At 63.3% G+C, this 15,405-nt stretch carries 16 protein-coding genes and 1 pseudogene; 6 read left to right on the plus strand and 11 right to left on the minus strand.

Features of this window, described 5'->3' with window-relative positions:
• Positions 1 to 420: 420 nt before the first annotated feature.
• Genes CPI83_RS14630 through CPI83_RS14640 form a run of 3 tightly spaced genes read left to right on the plus strand, consistent with a single transcriptional unit; the run spans position 421 to position 2,348 of the window.
• Positions 421 to 1,131 (plus strand): TVP38/TMEM64 family protein, encoded by a 711-nt coding sequence (locus CPI83_RS14630; protein ID WP_003944944.1) that lies wholly within the window; start codon positions 421 to 423, stop codon positions 1,129 to 1,131.
• A gap of 31 nt (positions 1,132 to 1,162) precedes the next feature.
• Positions 1,163 to 1,759, plus strand: coding sequence for a hypothetical protein (locus CPI83_RS14635; protein ID WP_020907749.1), 597 nt, complete (start codon positions 1,163 to 1,165; stop codon positions 1,757 to 1,759).
• 55 nt (positions 1,760 to 1,814) lie between these two features.
• Entirely contained in the window at positions 1,815 to 2,348 is a 534-nt protein-coding gene (locus CPI83_RS14640) for a hypothetical protein (protein ID WP_003944797.1), read from the plus strand.
• 36 nt (positions 2,349 to 2,384) lie between these two features.
• Here the strand turns inward: CPI83_RS14640 and CPI83_RS14645 are convergent, their stop codons facing one another.
• From CPI83_RS14645 to CPI83_RS14655, 3 genes and pseudogenes are all read right to left on the minus strand, one after another.
• Entirely contained in the window at positions 2,385 to 3,668 is a 1,284-nt protein-coding gene (locus CPI83_RS14645) for an SPFH domain-containing protein (RefSeq protein ID WP_003944935.1), read from the minus strand.
• A complete protein-coding gene (locus tag CPI83_RS14650; protein WP_019748432.1) occupies positions 3,668 to 4,099 on the minus strand; it encodes an NfeD family protein in 432 nt (143 codons plus the stop codon). The genes CPI83_RS14645 and CPI83_RS14650 overlap by 1 nt, the downstream gene beginning before the upstream one ends.
• A gap of 42 nt (positions 4,100 to 4,141) precedes the next feature.
• Positions 4,142 to 4,968 (minus strand): annotated as a pseudogene (locus CPI83_RS14655) (DUF3097 domain-containing protein).
• A 67-nt stretch (positions 4,969 to 5,035) separates the two neighbouring features.
• On the opposite strand from CPI83_RS14655, the gene CPI83_RS14660 reads away from it, so the two are divergent.
• Positions 5,036 to 5,827, plus strand: a complete 792-nt coding sequence (locus CPI83_RS14660) for a hypothetical protein (protein WP_042951890.1) — start codon at positions 5,036 to 5,038, stop codon at positions 5,825 to 5,827.
• Here the strand turns inward: CPI83_RS14660 and CPI83_RS14665 are convergent.
• Together CPI83_RS14665 and CPI83_RS14670 are read right to left on the minus strand one after the other, a co-directional pair.
• Complete coding sequence (locus tag CPI83_RS14665; protein ID WP_225989460.1) at positions 5,817 to 7,583, minus strand: enoyl-CoA hydratase-related protein; 1,767 nt, start codon at positions 7,581 to 7,583, stop codon at positions 5,817 to 5,819. The genes CPI83_RS14660 and CPI83_RS14665 overlap by 11 nt on opposite strands.
• A 181-nt stretch (positions 7,584 to 7,764) precedes the next feature.
• Positions 7,765 to 8,256, minus strand: a complete 492-nt coding sequence (locus CPI83_RS14670) for a hypothetical protein (RefSeq protein ID WP_020907745.1) — start codon at positions 8,254 to 8,256, stop codon at positions 7,765 to 7,767.
• Between the two features lie 77 nt (positions 8,257 to 8,333).
• Here CPI83_RS14670 and CPI83_RS14675 point away from each other — a divergent pair, with 77 nt between their 5' ends.
• Together CPI83_RS14675 and CPI83_RS14680 are read left to right on the plus strand one after the other, a co-directional pair.
• A complete protein-coding gene (locus CPI83_RS14675; RefSeq protein ID WP_003944783.1) occupies positions 8,334 to 8,675 on the plus strand; it encodes a metallopeptidase family protein in 342 nt (113 codons plus the stop codon).
• Positions 8,676 to 8,781: 106 nt separating this feature from the next.
• A complete protein-coding gene (locus CPI83_RS14680) occupies positions 8,782 to 9,390 on the plus strand; it encodes a transcriptional regulator (RefSeq protein WP_084325938.1) in 609 nt (202 codons plus the stop codon).
• A 17-nt stretch (positions 9,391 to 9,407) separates the two neighbouring features.
• On the opposite strand, the gene CPI83_RS14685 is transcribed toward CPI83_RS14680, so the two are convergent.
• The 6 genes from CPI83_RS14685 to CPI83_RS14710 all read right to left on the minus strand — a co-directional run bounded on the left by CPI83_RS14685 (position 9,408) and on the right by CPI83_RS14710 (position 15,301).
• Positions 9,408 to 10,460, minus strand: a complete 1,053-nt coding sequence (locus CPI83_RS14685) for a ferrochelatase (RefSeq protein WP_021344248.1) — start codon at positions 10,458 to 10,460, stop codon at positions 9,408 to 9,410.
• An 84-nt stretch (positions 10,461 to 10,544) separates the two neighbouring features.
• Positions 10,545 to 11,342 (minus strand): NADH-dependent enoyl-ACP reductase InhA, encoded by a 798-nt coding sequence (inhA, locus tag CPI83_RS14690; RefSeq protein WP_003944803.1) that lies wholly within the window; start codon positions 11,340 to 11,342, stop codon positions 10,545 to 10,547.
• A gap of 54 nt (positions 11,343 to 11,396) precedes the next feature.
• A complete protein-coding gene (gene fabG1 / locus CPI83_RS14695; protein ID WP_007727875.1) occupies positions 11,397 to 12,146 on the minus strand; it encodes a 3-oxoacyl-ACP reductase FabG1 in 750 nt (249 codons plus the stop codon).
• Between the two features lie 70 nt (positions 12,147 to 12,216).
• Complete coding sequence (locus CPI83_RS14700; RefSeq protein WP_019748426.1) at positions 12,217 to 13,197, minus strand: VWA domain-containing protein; 981 nt, start codon at positions 13,195 to 13,197, stop codon at positions 12,217 to 12,219.
• Positions 13,194 to 14,186: a DUF58 domain-containing protein gene (locus tag CPI83_RS14705; protein ID WP_003944991.1), complete on the minus strand. Its 993-nt coding sequence runs from the start codon at positions 14,184 to 14,186 to the stop codon at positions 13,194 to 13,196. The genes CPI83_RS14700 and CPI83_RS14705 overlap by 4 nt, the downstream gene beginning before the upstream one ends.
• Complete coding sequence (locus CPI83_RS14710) at positions 14,183 to 15,301, minus strand: MoxR family ATPase (RefSeq protein WP_225989466.1); 1,119 nt, start codon at positions 15,299 to 15,301, stop codon at positions 14,183 to 14,185. Before CPI83_RS14710 ends, CPI83_RS14705 begins: the two co-directional genes overlap by 4 nt.
• Positions 15,302 to 15,405 lie beyond the last annotated feature (104 nt).

Below are 15,405 nucleotides of genomic sequence, written 5' to 3' on the forward strand. Positions count from 1 at the left end.
TGTGTCCGCTCCCTCTCATTTTTTGCGTGAGCGCTTTACCGATAATCGGATTTGTTCGTTAGTTCTGTGATGCTAACCCGCGGTTGAGCCCAGATATCGTGAGGATCACGTCATGTTCTTCACAGGGCTGTTCGCGGCCACTTTCCGACCGGTCAGACGACGTGCAGATTCGGTCGTTCGTGCACGTGTGACCGGCCCTTACCTAGCGATTGTTCAGCATGTTTACGGGTTACCCGCGAGTTCGTTTCACTGGCCGGGACTACAGGTGAAGGCCACTCCGAAAGCCTAGTGGTTTTCGTCACAGTGCCGTTTCATTGTCGCCTGGAGCACGTCGCTTTCCCGCCCCCGTGGCAATGTTCGACTCACGATTGCGGGTCGGCAGTCGGCCCGGTTCACCGTTCGCAGGTAGCCTTGTGACCTGTGATGGGACGCCTGCTGGACCGAAGATTGATCGCAATAGTCCTGGTAGTGCTCGCTTTGTTCCTCGCAGCCCTCCTCGCCCCACATCCCACGGTGTCCCAGGTGCGAGAGTGGGCGGACTCGGTTGGCCCGGCGTTTCCCCTCGTGTTCTTCCTGGTTCATTCGATAGTCACCGTCGCGCCGTTCCCGCGCACCGTCTTCACCCTCAGTGCGGGGGTTCTTTTCGGCTCGGTGACCGGCATCGCTCTTACCGTGGCGGCAACGACTGTGAGCGCCGTTCTGGCCCTCTACCTGGTCCGCGCCATCGGCCGTGACGTCGTGTGGCAACGGATTTCGAGTCCGACGATCCGGCGGGTGGACGAGCGGATCGAAAAGCGGGGGTGGCTGGCCGTCGGCTCTCTGCGCTTGATCGCGTTTGTCCCCTTCTCGGTGGTGAACTACTGCTGCGGCATTTCGTCGATCCGGATCGTGCCCTACATCCTTGCCACCGTCGTCGGCATCTTGCCCGGCACTGTTGGGATTGTCGTTCTGGGCGATGCGCTCTCCGGCGAAGCCGATCCTCGTCTCCTGATTCTGTCCGGGATCTGCATTGCGATCGGCATCGCCGGTCTGGTGTTCGACGCTCGCCGTCAGCCTTCACCGGGCGAAACCATCGTTGACAACGGTCAACCTCAAGAGGTTGATTTGATTGAGTCAACCCAAAACGATTGACTATTGAAAGTCAACTATCTAGCATTGACTAATGTTCGTACTGACAGTGGATCAGCGAGGTAGCCGACGCGATGTCGACCGCGTCGGGGACATCATCGACGACATGGTCGATCGCAGGCTCCTGCGGCCGTTCGAGCGCACTGCGGGCGACGAGATTCAAGCGGTGACCGACGATCCGGCGCTACTCGTCCTCGTCGCACTCGAGCTGATTCGGCGCGAGCACTGGAGTGTCGGGATCGGGATCGGTCCCGTCGAGCAGCCTCTCCCACGGCAGACCCGGGCCGGACGCGGACCGGCATTCGAAGCTGCTCGGATCGCCGTCGAGCGAGCCAAGCGAGCTCCGGCCAGAATTGCCGTCGAACAGGCGCCGGCCGACAGCTCACGCGACGAACTCGCCGCCGATGTCGATGCCGCGTTCACCTTGCTCGGAACGATTGTCACGAGACAGACGAAGGACGGACGCGAAGCCATCGCTCTGATGGACAGCGGACTCACTCAGGTCAGCGCGGCGGCCCACCTCGGAATCACCAAACAGGCCATGTCCAAGCGACTCCTGACAGCCGGGTGGCACGCAGAACTCGCGGGGCGCAGACTCGCAGAACGACTTTTGGTCAGACTCCAGCCCTAGACTGCTCACGCTCGCACCGGTACAAACTCGTCGACACAGCAGGGGGCTCGAATACATGGTCGTTCTGGCGTTGATCGCGCTCGCCGTCGCCGCCGCGGCACCAGCAGTTGCAGCGGCACTGGGACCGCTCAGTCGTGGTCGACTGGAAGTCCCCGAATGGGCGTCGTCCGTGGTGGCTCTTCCGGCGCTGGGTGTTGCCGCACTGGCATCGACCCGAACGACCCCGGTCACCGGTTTCGCTCTCGGGGCGACGCTTGTCCTGTGCGTACTTGCCGCCGCCACGGCCGGTGCACCGTTGGTACTTGCCACCTTCAAGATCGCTCGTCGCCAACCGGACGGGAGCCCGGCACCGGACGCCGGACCTCTTCGCGGCGGACGTGTGATCGGCATCCTCGAACGGCTCGCGGTGGCGGCGTCGATTCTCGCAACCTGGCCGGAGGGGATCGCGATCGTCTTGGCAGTCAAGGGGCTCGCACGATACCCGGAACTTCGCGAACCTCACGCGTCCGAGCAGTTCATCATGGGAACTTTCGTCAGTGTCCTCTGGGCGATCGCTGTATGCGGAACGGGACGGGCACTCATCACGTAGGTGACGAGTGCCCGTCCCGATTACTACGAGAGGAGCCTACCGGCGCTGGCCGCCCTCCGGCGGCTGATCCTGGTAGGGGTACTTCTGCTGGAACTCTTCGCGTTCGGACGGCAGCGGTAGCTGACCGGGCCAAGGATTTTCACTCTGCTGCGGCAGCGCGGGATCTACGAATCCGGGCTGCTCGGGCGCACTTTCACGGAGGTGCCTGACCGCAGCTGCCGGATCTTCGACGGGAGTACGTGCAGCAACTTCAGCAGCACGGACTGCTTCTGCGATAGCCGGATCGGATTTCGTTTCGAACCACTCCGCCACCTCAGCTGAATCGTCCTCAGGGTTGGGAAGATTCTCTTCGGCGGCCGGCGGCTCGTAACGGAAGACACCGTCCTGCCCCTGCGCGCCAAGCGTTTTCGCAAATCCCTTCAGTGCGTCACCGAAGTCGCTGGGCACGAGCCACACCTTGTTCGCATCGCCTTGCGCCATCTGCGGCAACGTCTGAAGATACTGGTATGCAAGCAATTCCGGAGTCGGCTTACCGGACTTGATAGCAGCAAAGACCTTCTCGATGGCCTTGGCCTCGCCTTGGGCCTGCAAGTACTTGGCCGCGCGGTCACCTTGAGCCCGAAGAATCTGGGACTGACGCTCACCCTCGGCGTTGAGGATCGAGGCCTGCTTGTTGCCCTCGGCGGAAAGAATCTGGCTCTGCTTGGCACCCTCGGCTGTCTTGATAGCGGATTCGCGGTGGCCTTCAGCCGTCAGAATCATCGCGCGCTTCTCGCGGTCCGCCTTCATCTGCTTTTCCATCGACTCCTGGATGGAGGGCGGAGGATCGATGCTCTTGAGTTCGACGCGGGCCACTCGCAGGCCCCAGCGACCGGTCGCCTCGTCGAGGACACCTCGAAGCTGACCATTGATGGAATCACGCGAGGTCAGCGTCTCTTCGAGGGTCATTCCGCCGACGACGTTTCGCAGCGTCGTGGTTGTCAACTGCTCGACGGCAGCGATGTAGTTGCTGATCTCGTACACCGCAGCTTGCGGATTGGTGACCTGGAAGTACACCACCGTGTCGATGGACAGTGTCAGGTTGTCCTGGGTGATCACCGGTTGCGGTGGGAAGGAGACCACCCGCTCACGAAGATCCACCTTGGCGCGCACACGATCGGCGAACGGGATCAAGAATGTGAGCTGACCGGACACCGTCTTCGAATACCTACCGAGCCGCTCGATCACCGCGGCTTCTGCCTGCGGTACCAGTGCTACCGACTTCGCGACCACCAAGATCACGAATAGCACCAACACACCGAGCACTATGAGTGCTGCCATTAAGGTCCCCTCCAGACGACTGCTGTTGCGCCGTTGATTTCCATCACCGTCACCTTGGTGCCCGGCGGGTACACCTCGGTGGTGTCGTACGGCCTGGCAGTCCACACCTCGCCGTTCAACTTGACCTGCCCGGAATGCTCGCCCACTTCTTCCAGAACCAGAGCGTGTTTACCTTCGAGTGCCTGAATTCCGGTCGGGGTCGGTGGCGGACTACCGAAGCGACGCAACATGATCGGTCGCACACCCAGGACGAGGGCGGCGGAGAACACTCCGAACATGACGGCGTCGACCCACACCGGGAAGTCGGTGACAGCACTGACACCGGCAGTAGCGAGCGCCCCACCGGCGAGCATCAGCAGGAAGAAATCCCCCACCAGCGCTTCGGCCCCGGCGAGCACCAGTGCTCCGATCAGCCAAATAAGTGCAGCCACAACACCATCTAACCAGAATGTGTGACCCAGGCCGCCGCTACGTCAGTTCGGCTCGGTAACGAAATCGACAAGTTGTTCGACGGCACCGATCAAGGGAGCTTCCAGATCGCGGAAGCTCTCGACCGAGTTGTAGACCCGCCGCCAGCCCTCCTGAGGTGTCCCCCAGCCCAGTTCGCGGCAGATTCCCGTCTTCCAATCCTCGCCGCGTGGAATCTTCGGCCAGGAGGCGATTCCGACAGATTTGGGACGAACGGCCTCCCACACGTCGATGTACGGGTGTCCGGTCACCAACACGTTCGGGCCGAGGCCCTGAGTCAGTTGGGTTTCCTTGGAACCGGTGACCAGGTGGTCGACGAGGACACCGACACGGCGGCCGGGGCCCGGCCCGAATTCGGCAAGCCGCTCCCCCAGATTGTCGAGCCCTTCGAGATGTTCGACGACAACACCTTCGACGCGAAGGTCATGGCCCCACACCCGCTCGACGAGGGCAGCATCGTGTACTCCCTCCACCCAGATCCGGCTGGGCAGTGCCGTGCGTGCACGTAAGCCTTCGACTCGGGTCGAACCCGAAGCCGATCGTGCGGGTTTGGTGGACGCGGGCTTGGGGCCGGGCGAACGAGGGTGACCGGTGAGCCGTCGATGAGGAAGGCCGCCTCGCGCATCGCGAACAACCGCGTCCGGGAACGCCCGTCCTCGAGTCGCACGAAATCGCCGTCGTACGTGCGCTCGAAACCGACTACCGCACCGCAGAATCCTGTCGCCGCATCCTCGACGACAAGATCACGTTCGGCCGCCACTTCAGGCGTCACGCGCTTCTGTTTGCGGGTATGACCCGCAAAAATGTCACCGTATCCGTTGCCACCGCTCACGCCGGATCACGCTAGGTCACAACGCCGGGGCCGCGCATGTCGCCACGCCGAACTAAACTTCACGGTCATGAGTTCTCCCAGCGCAACCCTCACCGTGTGGGCAGCGTCATGGCTCGCCGGCGACGCTGCGCCGGACGACGTCATCGACGCCCTTGCCGCGTGGGCGCCGATGCACCTGATCGGCGCTGCCGATGCGGAAACCGCGGTCCGTCACGATCTCGAGTGGCCGGGAGTCACGGCTTCGGGTGTGTCCACCCTGTTGAGAATCGCCCGCTCGGAGGCTGCTGAAGTCCGCCTGGTCCTTCCTACGGCCGGCGATGTACGTGGCCTGCCCACTGGCACCGAGTTCGCGCGCGCTGCGATCGCAACGGGTGAAGGGATACAGATCGGCGCCGTCGGGAAGCCGGGAGTCGGCCTCGTGCCGTCGAAGGAAGGTCCGGACGTCTTACGGTGGACGGTTTTCTCCATTCCCACTGTGGCGGGCAGTGCCGAATCGATCGGACTCCGTGAAGCCGAATACGAACTGCGCCAGGCTGTTCGGGACGCAGCGGAGGTGCTCGGCGGGCTTCCGGCCGTAGCCACCGGAATGCCTGGGGGCGACGCTCGTACGCTGGTCGCCGAAGCGCTGCAGGCCCAGGCCGGGTACCGCTGGCCGTCGACACTGTCACCTCGGCATCTACAGGTGATCGACACCGCCGACAACGTGGCAGCCATTCTTACCGTCGCTGCGTCGGTCTCGACCAATCAGGCCCCGAGCGTGTCCACTGCGCAGAGGCGTGACGACCTGCTGCGACGACTGTGGGACGTCGTTCGCACTGCCCGTGTCGCGTCGGCGAACAGCGTGTCGATCAGAGCTTGAGCACGAAGTTCCGGCGTTTCTCGGCAAACCCGTTGCGGTCACCGAACATGTCGATCTTCATCTCTTCGAGCTCACGCTCCTCGTAGGGCTCCACCGGATCACGTTCCAGTCGAAGACGTTTGCGCTCCAGCATCGATTCCATCCGATCTCCTTCGAGCAAGTCGGTGGCGACCTCGTGCAACCACGCCTCGAACAGATCCGGCCGTCTGGGGCCGATCGCGTCGACAAGTCCGATGTCCAAGGCTCGACGGATACCGATCGCACTGCACTCGGCCAGCAGGCTGCGGGCCTGCTCCTCGCCGACCCGAGCCGGAAGTGTGTACGTGTGCAGTTCCGAGCCGAACAGGCCCATCGTGGCGTAATGAGGATTGAGAACCACACCGTCCCTGGCCACGACTACGTCGGCTCCAAGCGGAAGCATGACCCCGCCGGCACCGGCGTTGCCTGTGAATGCCGCCACCACAACCTGTTCCGTACAGGTGACGATCGCTTTCGCGATCTCGTTGATGGCTTTGATGTTGGCCCACGCTTCTCCGGCTTGATCAGACGCGGCCTCGATGACGTTGAGGTGGATACCGTTGCTGAATCTGTCGTAGTCACCCGTCAGGACAAGGATCCTGGTGTCCTGCGCGATCGCCCAGCGGAGCCTGGCGGCCAGTCGGGCGCATTGCTTCGTACTCATCGCACCGTTGTAGAAGCGGAACGAGAGATATCCGATTTCGCCGTCGCGGTGATAGTCGGTCTCGGGGTAACGACTCTCCCAGACCTGTGGAACGAACACGTCCGGACGTACGACCGCGGTCGACGGAAGTTTGACATTGCCGGCGCCGACGAGCCGCGCATGTCCGATCCATACGGAGCCCGCACCGGTGGCGACACGTATCGCCTGGTGGAAGTACTCGACGATGGTGCCGGGCGCTGCATCGACGTGGGTATCGGGGTGAGCGTCGTAGACGTAGACCCGGTCGAGCCCCAACTGAACGGCGACGCCGGGAAACCCGTCGGCGGCGTTGACGGCGCGGACGATGCTCGACGCGTCTTCCTCCCAGCTGAAAACGCGATCGGCCTGTTTCATGCTGGGCCTCGATCGGGCCGATGCCACGGGCCGCGCAACTCGGTCCGATGGGATCGCCTGGAAGTCAGGAGTACGGAAATGTTCGACGACCTCCGTAATGCACTCCATCGCCGCGTCGGTGACTGCCTCGTTGTATACCGAAGATTTGGTTGCACCGCTCTGGAGTTCGAATGTCCGCCACGCCCACACCGCTCCGGCATCGAGTTCCTCGGCGGCCTGCAACGCGGTCACTCCCCAGATCGGTTCGCCATCCGTTATCGCCCAGTCCAGCGACGACGGTCCGCGATCGCCGGGCGGGCCGGGATGGATGATGATCGTTGTCCACCGCTGCCAAATAGATTCCGGTACATAGGCTTTCAGAAACGGGCAGATGATGAGATCGAAATCTCCCGCAGACGTCGCGGCCAGCGCTGCGTCCGCGTCGGCGACGACGGCGGTGCGGACTTGGTGCCCCGCCTCGCGAAGAACAAGACCAGCCCGCTGCGAGAGACCATTGTCGGAGGTGACGAGAAGAAGCACGCTCAACGGTGGCGCGGAAGCCGCGCGTGGGCGTGAGCGCCGGAACAGCGCCGCCGTCGCCGCTCGCAGACGGCCCCTGCCCGTTGCATCTTCGCGTAGCTTCGTCGTTGCTCCAGCGCTGGAAATAGCCACAGAAGTCGTGAATGCGGCCGATTTGGGCATCGGTCTAACTTCGGGGGTCGAAACCATGGATTCCTGCTCGCATGCTCGGGTATCTGCAGCGCAGACCGAACTCCCCCCAGAGCAGGGCCGACGCACCGATAGATTGATTGAGGTATTTAGGGACTTTATACCTACCGTCGGTTTGTTTCAATAGCTATTTTCAGGCAAACCGTTTGATCGGTCAACCCGCAGTCTTGTGATTGATCGCAATATGGCGGTCGATGCGAATATGTTCGTCCAGCGTCGGGTAGCGCAAACCGGTGTCCTGGCTGTACCCCTGACGGCGCAACCAATCCAGAACATCGCCCCAGAACCAGATCCCCCCGGCGACCGAGTTGTACGGAATCGGGAAGGGAGTGGCCGCCTGCCGGACCCCTCGCACCCATTGTCCGACAGCCTGCCTCGTCACCCCCGCACGGTCGGCAATGTCCTGACGTGACACCAAATCGGGATGCGTCCGCTGGGGACGCACGCCTGCAGCCACCAACTGGTCGACCACGGTGATAGCCGTCGTCGCCGCTCGCATACCTTCCGAGGTGAGCGTCAGCAACTGCAGTCCACGCCGGTCCTCGACCCTTCCGCCCAAGCTCTCTTCGATCGCCTGCTCTTGCGAGACTGTCAGCATCTGAACGATGAATGTGAATTCGTAACGGTGATAGAGGTCTTCGGCCACGCAATGAACATAGCCGTAAGCTGCACTGTTTCCACATGGACACACCCGGATCCCGCCCTCGCACGCACAATGGGCAGATGATCGACGTGGACGACAGTCAGTTCGAGGACATGGTCAAGCGGGCGCTCGACAGTCTGCCCCCGAAGTTGGGAGCGGAGATGGCCAACGTCGCGGTGACCGTTCAACTCGAAGGTGGACGACCGGGGCTGCTCGGGTTGTATCAGGGCATCCCACTGACCAAGAGAACCACCACGTACGCCGGCGTCCTCCCCGACCGCATCACGATCTACCGCAGGGCCATCTGTGCGATCTGCAGCACCGAAGACGAGGTGATCGAGCAAGTTCGCCGAACCGTGATCCACGAAATCGGCCACCACTTCGGGATCGGAGATCCCCGGTTGCGTGAACTCGGATGGTGACAACCGACTCATCTACAAGTCGAAAATCAGCTAGAGGTTGATAATCGGCGAATTGTCATGTCAGCTGTACCAAACCCGCAACAATTGAACACTTACAGGAGTTCGCATGGTCAATTTGATCCAGATCGCCCCGAAGAATGCCCCGACGTTTGCGATGAGCCGACAGAAGGCCGCCGACCTGCTGGGCATCTCGGTCGACAGCGTTGCGTTTCTCCTCAAGTCTCGCTATCTCCCGGATCTGGACGCCGGCCGGTTGATCGCGATGGCCAACCAACCCTGGTTGTACTCGGACGGCGACTTTCCCGTGCTACAGCAAGGTGCATCCGAACTTGCACCGAAGAAGATGCTCCCCGCCCGTAAGTACATCGGCGAGAGCGCAATTCACTCCGACGCCGAATGCGTGGAAGCCAACCAGGGACAGTGGGCGGGATTCAACGTCGACCATGTGCTCGGCGCCCGCTTCCTGCCTGTGACGCTGCGCAAGTTTCCGGTGTCAGTGCTGCAGATCCACGACGTCAACGACGACGACGAAGAACGAGTGTCATTTGTAGCGACCCTCGCCGGGCGAGTCCGCGAACTGGGGGCGCCCAAGCTCAACTACATCGACCCGTCACTGAGCCCCGAGGATCGACAGATCGTCGAGACGCTCCTCACCTCACGCAGCACGTCCACCGTTCCGGGACCCTGCGGAAAGCTGAAGCAGCCGAACTCCTGAGCGTCGGAAAGCTTCCGTCAGCGGGGGCGCTGAACGGCGGCGCAGCAGTTCACCGCACACGAGAGACCGTTGGTGGTCGAGCCGAGCAGCGGCTCGACCCCCAATCGCAGTGGCTGCTCGGCGTCGGCCAGTTCCCGAACGAGCGTGGGCACCAGCTGCGCAAAACGCTGATCGCGGCCAGGTGTCGCGGCGCGCACGAAATCCATACCGAGTTCGGCCGCCTTGTCCTTGGCCTCGGTGTCCAGGTCCCACACCACTTCGAGGTGATCGGAGACGAAACCGACAGGACACACGATCACGGCGCGAACGTCCTTGGCGGACAGCGTATCCAGGTGATCACAGATGTCGGGGTCGAGCCACGGAACCTGCGGCGGGCCTGATCGCGACTGCCACACCAGATCAAAATCTTCGACGCCGACGGCCTCGGCAACCAACTTCGCAGCCTCGGCAACCTGTCGGCTGTAGAGGTTTCCGCCCTCTGCCGGCGGCCCTGCATTGCGGTCTGCGGCACTCGGGACCGAATGCGCCGTGAACACGAGGCGCGCGGTATCGCGAGTCGCTTCGGGCAACTCTGCGCGGGCCGCGCGCACGCCGTCGGCGAACGCGCCGACGACGAGCGGATGGTCGTAGTACTGGCGAAGTTTTGTCAGCGTCGGTGCGCCGTCACCGACGGCTTCACGGGCACGGACGATGTCCTCGTGGTACTGCCGACATCCCGAGTAACCGCCCCACGCCGACGTGGCGAACACGGCGGCATTGCGGACACCGTCCTCGCGCATCTTGGCAACGGTGTCTTCGACCATCGGGTGCCAGTTGCGGTTGCCGAAGTACACGGGCAGGTCCACGCCGGCTGCTGCCAACTCACCTTCGACCCGTTCGATCAGGTCTCGGTTGAGCGCGTTGATGGGCGAAACTCCACCGAAATGCATGTAGTGCTCGACAACGGCGTCGAGCCGCTCCGGTGGCACTCCCCTACCGCGCGTGACGTTTTCGAGGAACGGCCGTACGTCTTCGGGTTTTTCGGGACCGCCGAACGACAAAACGAGAAGAGCATCGAACTGCATGTCCATACTTGCGGTCATGAGTTCAATCTTGCGTGATGCCGTTCGGCGGGGGTCACCCGGGTACTCACCTGTGTAGTAGAAGGGGTGCTACTAGCCGACCATCGCGTGGAAGCCGCCGTCGACGTAGATGATCGACGCGGTCGTGCCGGGCAACCAATCCGAGAGAACGGTGCAGACCGTTTTGGCGACCGGCTCGCGATCGTCGACGTCCCAGCCGATGGGCGCAGCACCGTCCCATGCGGTGTTCAGCTTGTCCAACTCCGCGCCCGGACCGGTGCTGTCGCCGGCAATGGCCTTGGCGGCCAGGGTCTTGATCGGGCCGGAGGACACCAGGTTCGAGCGGATACCGCGGACGCCCACCTCTTTGGCCACGTACCGATTGACGGCCTCGAGGGTTGCCTTGGAGACACCCATCCAGTTGTAGAAGGGCATAGCGCGTGCCGGATCGAAATCCATTCCGACGATGGACGCGTTGTCGTTGAGCACCGGCAGCAAGGCCTTGGCCAGTGCGCTGTACGAGTATGCGGACACCTCGAGTGCGACCGCCACGTCTTCCCACGGCGCGTCCATGAACGGGCTTCCCAGGCAGGAGCGGGGAGCGAAGCCGATCGAGTGGACCACGCCGTCGATACCCTCGGGAGCCAGCTCGCGCACACGCTCGGCGAGAGATGCGAGATCCTCCGAGCTCTGGACGTTGAGCGAGATTGCCGGCGGCACGGGCTGCGGCAGTCGCTGGGCGATGCGATCGATGAGGCGCAGACGATCGAATCCGGTGATCAGCACCTTCGCGCCCTGCTCCTGCGCGACCTTGGCCACGTGGAACGCGATCGACGAATCGGTGATGATGCCGGTGACAAGAATGGTCTTACCCTCGAGCAAACCGCCCATGAGATGTCCTCCTGATTTCAGACGTACGAGAAAGGTGTGTGTGCGAAAAGCGGGTCAGTGCCCCATGCCGAGTCCGCCGTCGACGGGGATGACTGCACCCGAGACGTATGCCGAATCGTCGGAGGCGAGGAAACTGACAACTGCTGCAACATCTTCCGGCTTTCCGGTCCGCTGCAACGGGATGAACTCGGTGGCCTTGTCCTTCACGTCGTCGCCCAGTGCTGCCGTCATGTCGGTCTCGATGAAACCCGGTGCGACGACGTTGGCGGTGATCGAACGCGAGCCGAGTTCCCTTGTCAGGGAACGAGCGATACCGACGATGCCTGCCTTGGACGCGGCGTAGTTGACCTGGCCGGCTTGTCCCGCCAGACCCACCACCGAACCGAGGAAGATGAAGCGTCCGAAACGCGCGCGCAGCATCGACCGGGTCGCACGCTTCGAGAGGCGGAACGTACCGGTGAGGTTCGCGTCGACGACGCTCGTGAACTGCTCTTCGCTCATTCGCATGATCAGTGTGTCGTCGGTGACGCCGGCATTGGCGACGATGACCTCGACCGGCCCCTGGTGCGCTTCGACCTCTTTGAATGCACGGTCGATCGACTCGGTGTCGGTGACGTCGCAAACGACGCCGAACAACCCTTCGGGGACACCGGAACCGCGGTGCGTGACGGCTACCTTGTGGCCGTCTGCGGCGAGCCGCTGAGCGACGGCCAAGCCGATTCCGCGGTTACCGCCGGTGACGAGCACCGAGCGCGGTGTGGTGACGGTCCGTTCGGAAACCACTGTCGTGGGAGGGGTAGACATGGCGATCAACCTATCAATTCTCTGCGGGCCGCGTACCAGCGGTATTTGGACAATTCGGAACTGCTCTCGATCAGGGCAGACGCTGCCTGCGTACCAGGGCAATCGTCAGACCAGCGGTCGCGAACACGACGCCGAGGACCAACCACGGTCGACTTGCATCGCCTCGTGTCGTCTCGAAACCGATCTGCTCTTCGAGCGTGTCGTACACCTGGCGCAGTTCTTCGAGGCTCGATGCCGTGAAGAAACTTCCGCCGGACAGGTTGGCGATCTCCTTCAGTGACGCATCGTCGACCGGGACGGGGATTCGGTCTCCTTCGATCTCGACTCGCCCGTATGTCGTTCCGAAGGAAATGGTCGAGATCGGAACGCCCTTGTCCTTGGCCTGACGGGCAGCGGTGAATCCGCCCCTCGGATCGTCCGAGTTCTCGGGAACGGTCTGCTTACCGTCGGACAGCAACACGATGCGCGCCGGTGGCGCCTGATCGCTGCCGCCGAGAACAGCCGACAGCGTGTCGATCGACTGCAACGAGGTGAAGATCGCCTCGCCCGTCGCCGTTCGCTCACTGAGCTTCAGGTTGTCGATGGCGACCTTCGTCGCGTCACGATTCGTGGTGGGCGACACCAGAACCGAAGCGGTTCCGGCAAATGCGACCAACCCGAGGTTGATGCCGGGAGTCAGACCGTCGGCGAACGACTTCGCAGCTTCCTGCGCTGCTGCCAATCGCGTCGGCTCGACGTCGGTGGCCTGCATCGACAGCGACACGTCGATCACGAGGATCACCGTGGCACGGTTTCGCGGGACCTTCTTGTCTGCCGTCGGACCGGCAAGGGCGACGGTGAAGAACACCAACGCGACGACCATCAGAATCGCCGGAATATGACGCCACCGCCCGGGCCGCGAAGGCGCGACCTTCTCCAGTAGCGCGAAGTTCGTGAACCGAAGTGTGTGCTTGGCCCGCTGCTTCTGCACGAGTACGTAACCGACCACCAACGCGGCGATGACAGCGAGGAACAGCAGCCACCACGGTGCGGTGAATTGAGAAAGACTCACGAACGAACGCCCCCAGTTCCGGCGCCGGCACCATAACTGTGTCGGCGTGCCGAGATGAATCTCACGACGTCGGCGATCCAGTCCCGATCGGTGTGCAGGGACATGAGCGGTGCGCCGCAACGACGTAGAGCTTGCCTGACCTCGACGCGGTGCTCGGCGGCGACTCTGGCGAAGTCGGCGCGCAGTTGCGGCGTCGTGGTGAATTCTCTGGTCCGGCCGGACTCGGGATCGTGGAGCACCACGTCGCCGACGTCCGGAAGTTCGAGGTCGCGCGGATCTACCACCTCGACGCCGAGCACGTCGTGCCGTCCCGAAATGGCGCGCAGCGAGCGTTCCCAGTCGATCGGCCCGAGGAAGTCGCTGATGACGACCGCGAGTCCGCGCCGACGCTGTGGGCGTCTGAGCGCTTCGATCGCGCCGACCAGATCACCGCGTACCCCGTCCGGAGCGTGCGGAGTCGTCGCGATCTTGCGGAGCATCGCCTGTGCGTGAATGCGCCCACCGCGGGCCGGAATTCGAGTTGTCTGGGCGCCCGTCGAGATGATGGCGCCGACGCGGTTACCGCCCGAACTGGTCAGGTGAGTGATCGCCGCGGCTGCGGCGACAACCAGGTCGCGCTTCTCGCATCCGGCGGTCCCGAAGTCGAGACTTGCAGACAGGTCGATGACAAGCCACGTCTCGAGCTCACGATCCGCGACCGACTGGCGCACGTGTGGGTGCGTCGTCCGCGCGGTCACGGACCAATCCATCTGCCGCACGTCGTCGCCCGGCTGATACTCGCGGGCGTCACCTGGTTCCGAACCCGGGCCGGGAATCAGGCCGAGGTGATCGCCGTGCAGCACACCGTCGAGGCGACGACGAACCGTCAGCTCGAGGGTGCGCAGCGCAGCGGTGAGTTTGGGATCGCTGAGCTCGCCGGATCGGAACGACGGCGGAGAACCGGTGGATCCGGCGGGTGTCGCCTGGCCACCGTCGCGGCCTTCGGTCACTGCGGGCGACTCATCGTCTCAGCGGTCGCGATCGGCGCGCCGTTTCCCTGTGGATTGACTGTGCCCTGTGGATTCGCGGTGCCCTGTGCGTTGAACTGAGGTGCCTGCGGTGCGCCCTGCTGAGGCGGACCGGGAACGGTGGGAACCGGCCGCGCGGCGATCTGCGGCAGTCCGACGGTCTGCAGCACCCGGGCGATGACGGCGTCGGGAGTCACCTCGTCGGCCATGGCGTCGTAGGAGAGAACGAGGCGGTGGCGCAACACGTCCGGGATCACCTCGATGACGTCCTGCGGCACGACGTAGTCGCGGCCGCGGACGAGAGCGAGAGCCCGCGACGCGGCGATGATGCCGAGCGTCGCGCGGGGTGAGGCGCCGTACGCGATCCAGCCCGCGACGTCCTCGAGTCCGACCTCACGCGGCGTACGCGTAGCGGCGATGACCCTGACCACGTAGTCGACGAGCGCGTGGTGGACGAAGACGTTGCTGGCGACGCGTTGGAGCCTGACCAACTCCTCCGGACCGAGGATCTGGTGCGGCTCCGGGGCTGCCACACCCATCCGGTAGACGATTTCGCGTTCTTCCTCGACAGTCGGGTAGTCGACGAGGATCTTGAACAGGAAGCGGTCGCGCTGCGCCTCGGGGAGCGGATAGACACCCTCGTTCTCGATGGGGTTCTGCGTCGCCATCACCAGGAACGGATCGGGCATGTGGTACCGCTTGCCACCGATCGAGACGTGGCGTTCTGCCATCACCTCGAGGAGCGCGGACTGCACCTTGGCCGGGGCACGGTTGATCTCGTCGGCCAACACGAAGTTGGCGACGACGGGTCCGAGTTCGGTGTCGAACTCCTCGCGGCCCTGACGGTAGATGCGCGTGCCGATGAGGTCGGTTGGCACCAGGTCGGGGGTGAACTGGACGCGGGAGAACGAACCGCCGACGACCTTCGCGAAAGTCTCGACGGCCAGCGTCTTGGCGACACCGGGTACGCCTTCGAGGAGGACGTGCCCCTTGGCGAGAAGTCCGACGAGAATGCGCTCGACAAGCCGGTCCTGCCCGACGATGACTCGCTTGACCTCGTAGATCGCTCGTTCCAAGGTCTGAACGTCGGCTGCCAGGGAAGGTGCTGCTCCGTCCGCACTTCCGCTCGCCTTGCTTACGTCGACCGTTCCGACCGAATCTTCACGTGAGGTCACCAAGAATCCATCGCTTTCACCTAGAA

Origin of the sequence: Rhodococcus sp. H-CA8f (assembly GCF_002501585.1) — a bacterium.
Classification (GTDB): Bacteria; Actinomycetota; Actinomycetes; order Mycobacteriales; family Mycobacteriaceae; genus Rhodococcus_F; species Rhodococcus_F erythropolis.

Bases quoted from the DNA above. Each gene is read 5' to 3' on its own strand.
- CPI83_RS14635 (WP_020907749.1), top strand. From the start codon at position 1,163: ATGTTCGTACTGACAGTGGATCAGCGAGGTAGCCGACGCGATGTCGAC.
- CPI83_RS14640 (WP_003944797.1), top strand. From the start codon at position 1,815: ATGGTCGTTCTGGCGTTGATCGCGCTCGCCGTCGCCGCCGCGGCACCA.
- CPI83_RS14645 (WP_003944935.1), bottom strand. From the start codon at position 3,668: ATGGCAGCACTCATAGTGCTCGGTGTGTTGGTGCTATTCGTGATCTTG.
- CPI83_RS14660 (WP_042951890.1), top strand. From the start codon at position 5,036: ATGAGTTCTCCCAGCGCAACCCTCACCGTGTGGGCAGCGTCATGGCTC.
- CPI83_RS14665 (WP_225989460.1), bottom strand. From the start codon at position 7,583: ATGCCCAAATCGGCCGCATTCACGACTTCTGTGGCTATTTCCAGCGCT.
- CPI83_RS14675 (WP_003944783.1), top strand. From the start codon at position 8,334: ATGATCGACGTGGACGACAGTCAGTTCGAGGACATGGTCAAGCGGGCG.
- CPI83_RS14680 (WP_084325938.1), top strand. From the start codon at position 8,782: ATGGTCAATTTGATCCAGATCGCCCCGAAGAATGCCCCGACGTTTGCG.
- CPI83_RS14685 (WP_021344248.1), bottom strand. From the start codon at position 10,460: ATGGACATGCAGTTCGATGCTCTTCTCGTTTTGTCGTTCGGCGGTCCC.
- inhA (WP_003944803.1), bottom strand. From the start codon at position 11,342: ATGGGCGGTTTGCTCGAGGGTAAGACCATTCTTGTCACCGGCATCATC.
- fabG1 (WP_007727875.1), bottom strand. From the start codon at position 12,146: ATGTCTACCCCTCCCACGACAGTGGTTTCCGAACGGACCGTCACCACA.